The organism is Mesorhizobium sp. M1A.F.Ca.IN.020.06.1.1 (assembly GCF_004023265.1).
GTDB lineage: Bacteria > Pseudomonadota > Alphaproteobacteria > Rhizobiales > Rhizobiaceae > Mesorhizobium.
The window spans coordinates 1-4,540 of sequence record NZ_RZSR01000467.1; the positions used below are offsets into that span (position 1 = coordinate 1).

A 4,540-nucleotide genomic window follows, 5' to 3' on the forward strand; every position below is an offset into this window, starting at 1 on the left:
GAGACAGGCACGGCCTCGATCAGGCGGCGGCGCTCCATGCTGTCGAGATTGGAAAATACGCGGCGCAGCAAAGGCAGGTGCGCAACGAAGGCGTCCTCGTCGAGCGATGCCAGCCAGGAATCGACAGCGCCGCGCAGCCCTTCGTCATAGATCAGCCTCTGGCCGGCGCCGCTGAAGAAGCCTTCGAAAAAGGCGGCGGCGTCGATGACCGGCGTTCCGGGCGACAGCCGCTTTGCCAGAAGGCCGGCCGTTGCCTCGGCGGAGAGGTGCCCGGCCTCGTAGAGCAGATGTGCGGCGCAGCCAGCAACGAGCGCCGTCGAGCGCGATGAATCGAGCACGGCCGCAAGGCCGTTCCGCCAGGCATCCAGGACATGCTCGTCCGGCTCGACCAGCCTGATCGCCTCGTCGGCCTTGCGCAGCGCCGCCATCAGCGCTGCGGCGGCCTGCGCGTCGAGATCGCGCGCGGCGTAAGGCAGCGCGATCGCGCCTTCGATGACCAACCGCTCCAAGAGGCCGGCAAGGCGCTGCGTCTCGATTTTGCGCGCTTCGCCATAGCGGATGATGTCGGCAAGTGGGGGCACCGACGCAAGGAGCTCCAGGCATTCGCTGCTATGCGCCGCCTTCTCCTCGAGCGCGGCGAGGCCGGCCGCGGACGCCTCGCTCAAGGCGGCGGTGATCGCGCTTTGCACCAGCGTGGCCAGAGCATCGAGCGTCGAAGCGGCGCCGATCATCTGGACAAGCCGGCCGTTGGCGGCCTTCTCGATGGTCGGTCCGTGAATCAGGTTTTCGACCAGGCGCACGGCGTATTCCGGCTGCCAGGCCAGCAGCCAGCGCTCGCGGAACGTGCCGCGGCTGCGGCCGACATCCGTCAGCCTGCCCCAGTTCACGCCGAGCACGTTCAGCCGGTGCAGAAGCGTCGACCGAAAGAGACCGCTCTCGCTGCGCAGGTCGATGGAGAGCTCGCGCTCCAGTGCTTCAGGCTTGAGCCGCGCGGCCTTTTGGTTGCGCTGCAAGTCATCGATCAGCGGCGCGAGCGGCGTGTCGGCTGGAATCTCGCCGACATCGGCGCCGAGCAGAAGCTCGGCCTCGACCATCTTCCACAGCAAGGCCTCGCCGTTGAAGAGCGCCGCGATCGAGGCCTCACGCAGTTCCTCGAAACCCGGTTTCGGGCGCTCGCGTATGGCGGCAAGCGCCCGCGCCAGACGCTCCGCCTCGATCAGCGAGGCGGTCGAAATTATATGGCCCTTGGCCCTGAGAACCGAAGCGATCCGCGCGAGCCACAGCACCGAAGCGTCATCCTGCCCGCGCGTCTGCCACAGGTGCTTGCTCCAGCCCGGCGCGACGACACCGGCGCCATAGCCATAACCCAGCGCCAGCCGCGGTCCGGTCCATGGCGCGAAGGTCATCGTGGTCTTGCGCCGGCCGATGCCCTTGAGCAGTGCCTGGTCGCTCTTTTGCGTATGCGCAGCTTGCAGGGCGGGCACATGCCACGCGCCGCAGACGACGGCCAGCGGCCCGTCGATTTCTTTGCGCGCAGCGGCGATCTCCAGCCGCATATGCGCCTCGCGCATGGCCTCGAATTTGCCAATGGACGTCTCGCCGTCGCGCAGCGTCGTCATCGCGTCGGCGATGGCAGCAAAGATCGGCCCGGGTGCGGGATTCTGCTCAATGATATCGGACCACCAGCTCTCGCCGTCCTCATAGCCGGCGGCGCGCGCCAAAGTGCCGATCGGATCAAGGATCCGTGAGCTTGCTTCGCTCTGCTCTTCGGTGGCCTCCGGTTCGTCCGCATCGGCGTCGGTCGAACCCTCGGGCCCGTGCTCGGCAAGCCGCGCGGCGGACGGCAAGTCGATGAAACGCAGCGCCGCCTTGTTGGCGACAGCCCACAGCGCCGCCTGATATTCGGGAGAGAATTCGGCGAAGGGCCAGAAGCGCGTCGCGGCGGGATCGTCCTCGGGGTAGCAAAGCAGTGCCACCGGCGGCTTCATGTCCGGGCTGGCAAGCAGGGGCAGCAAGGGCGAGGCATCCACCGGCCCCTCGATCAGCACGGCGGCCGGCTGCAATTCCTGCAACGCTCTAACCAGGCTCGCGGCGGAGCCCGGCCCATGATGGCGAATGCCGAAATAGCTGATGCCGCCTTGCGTCATGGCTCAGATGGCCGCGTTGAGCGCCGCGTAATAACCGGCGTAGTCCGGCCGCTTCTTCAGCACCGTCTCCAAATATTCCTCAAGCACGACCTTGTCCTGGACCGGGTCCTTGACGATGGCGCCGACCAGGCTTGGCGCCAGGCCTTCGGCGTGGAGCTTGCCGCCGTCGAACCAGGCCGCCTGGCTGAGGCCGCTGATCATCGTGGCGATCGCCTCGGCGGTGGAGAGCGAGCCCGACGGCGTCTTCAGCGTCACCTTGCCGTCGGCGGTCGCGCCGGAGCGCAGCTCGCGGAAGATGGTCAGCACGCGCGCGATCTCCTCGCCGACATTTTTCGGCACCGGCAGGTCCAGTCCGCCGGCCATCTCGCCGACGCGCCGGGACACGATCGAGACCTCTTCCGCCATGTCCTCCGGCAGCGGCAGCACCACGACATTGAAACGGCGCTTCAGCGCCGAGGAGAGTTCGTTGACGCCCTTGTCGCGATTGTTCGCGGTGGCGATGATGTTGAAGCCGCGCTGCGCGTAGATCGAGGTGTTCAGCTCCGGCACCGGCATCATCTTTTCGGACAGCACGGTGATCAGCGTGTCCTGCACGTCGGAGCCCATGCGCGTCAGCTCTTCCAAGCGGCAAAGCTTGCCTTCCTGCATGGCGCGGTAGAGCGGCGTCGGCACCAGCGCCTCCTGGCTCGGCCCCTTCGCCAAGAGCTGCGCATAGTTCCAGCCGTAGCGGATCTGATTCTCGTCGGTGCCGGCCGTGCATTGCACGATCAGCGTCGAGTTTCCCATGATGGCGCCGGCGAGATGTTCCGAGACCCAGGATTTTGCCGTTCCCGGCACGCCGAGCAGGAGCAGCGCCCGGTCGGTCGCGAGCGTCGCCACCGCGGTTTCCATCAATTGCCGACGTCCGACATATTTCGGAGTGATAAGCGTGCTGTCGCCCGCCTTGCCGCCCATCAGGTAAGTGAGGACAGCCTTGGGCGACAGGCTCCAGCCGGCAGGCTTCTGGTGGTCGTCGTGGCGCGCGAGCGCCTGCAGTTCGGAGGCATAGACCTGCTCGGCCGGAAGGCGGATGGCTGCGTTCATGCGATCTTCTCCGGGTTGATCATCTGTCGGATTGCGAAGGGTTTCCGGCCAGCGCCGCATTGAGCCGCAGCAGGCCGAGGGATGGGGAAGCGGGCGACAGGCCGGCGGCGATCACCTCGTCGATCAATTTTTCCGCCGCCTCCGGATTGGCCAGAAAGCCTAGGGTCTCGAGATACTGCTCGGCGCTTCGTTTCATGACGTCGTTGTCACCCGAGACGGCGGAACGCAGCGCTGGAATCGTCTTGCTCCTTGCGAGGTCGCTCCATTCCAGCCACCCTGCTTGCGCGCCTTCGACCAGGTTGAGCGCGGCCAGATTTTGCCCATCATCGAGGATCTGCCTGATCAGGACACGCTTCCTGCCGTTGTCCAAGCGCGACATGAGCTGGAGGACGAGAAGCGCCAGCCTGCCGCCGGCGGCGACAAGCAAATCCGCCAAACAGGCGACCGCCGCATCGCTGCCGGACACCGCGATCATTCGAACGAGAAAGAGATCGGCACCCTCATCGACGCCGAACTGCCATGCGCCAATGAAATCGGGCTCAGTCTTGCCGAATTGGGCGATGAGATCGCCGAAGTAACAGGACGCGAACAGGTCGGCGCGACGCGACTGTTGCGCAGGCGACTTGGGTTTTATCGGCGTGTAGGTGGTGCGGCGGCGGATGAAGCCGGATTTGCCTTCCTCAATGAAAGCGGCGAGCTCGGCTATCGGATCTTTCGACACGCCATCCGCTGGATCGCTACGTTCACCCAACCTTGCCAGGAGACGGCCGGCCGTTTCGCGCACCTTGCCTGAGCGATCGGCGGACAGGCTCTTTAGAAATGGAATGTCATCGGCACTCAAGCCGAAGCGCATCAGCTCCACGAGCGCAAGCCTGACCTCCGCCGGCTCGCTCGCTCCCTTGGTCTCAATCAACGTCCGCGCCAAGACAGGCATGGTGCGCAGTAATTCGACCAAAGCTGTACGGCGCGCGGCAGGATAAAAATCATCCCAGGTTTCAGCGGTGAGTTGTCCTCGTCGAGACTGCCTGTCGCCATCCGCGCCTGCTTGCCAGTCGACCCAGGGAGCATAGATATCTGGGCTTTCCTGATCCGACGCAGCAGGCATCCAATCCATCGGATGCAGCACGAAGCCTCGGCTGGCGACGAGTGTGGCCACGCGGGTCTTGAGCCTCGCATCAGCGGCGTATTTCAATGCGGCACGCAGCAACGGTCGCAGCCAATCAGGAAGCATCGGCAGCGCGAGCATCGGCAGCGGCTGACGGCGTTTCAAGGTTTTGGGCGCCGCCGGCCGAAGCGCGACATCCAGCGCC

3 protein-coding genes are annotated in these 4,540 nt (G+C 65.6%); all 3 read right to left on the bottom strand.

What is annotated here, in order from left to right; all coding sequences use genetic code 11:
- Positions 1 to 2,147, bottom strand: a 2,147-nt coding sequence (locus tag EOA60_RS19890; RefSeq protein WP_128311773.1) for a DUF5682 family protein, incomplete at its 3' end; no start/stop codon positions are given.
- 3 nt (positions 2,148 to 2,150) lie between these two features.
- On the bottom strand, positions 2,151 to 3,230 hold the full coding sequence (locus EOA60_RS19895) for an AAA family ATPase (protein WP_095823878.1): 1,080 nt from the start codon (positions 3,228 to 3,230) through the stop codon (positions 2,151 to 2,153).
- A 19-nt stretch (positions 3,231 to 3,249) separates the two neighbouring features.
- Positions 3,250 to 4,540: DUF5691 domain-containing protein (locus tag EOA60_RS37700; RefSeq protein WP_164899418.1), on the bottom strand; the 1,291-nt coding region annotated here is incomplete at its 5' end.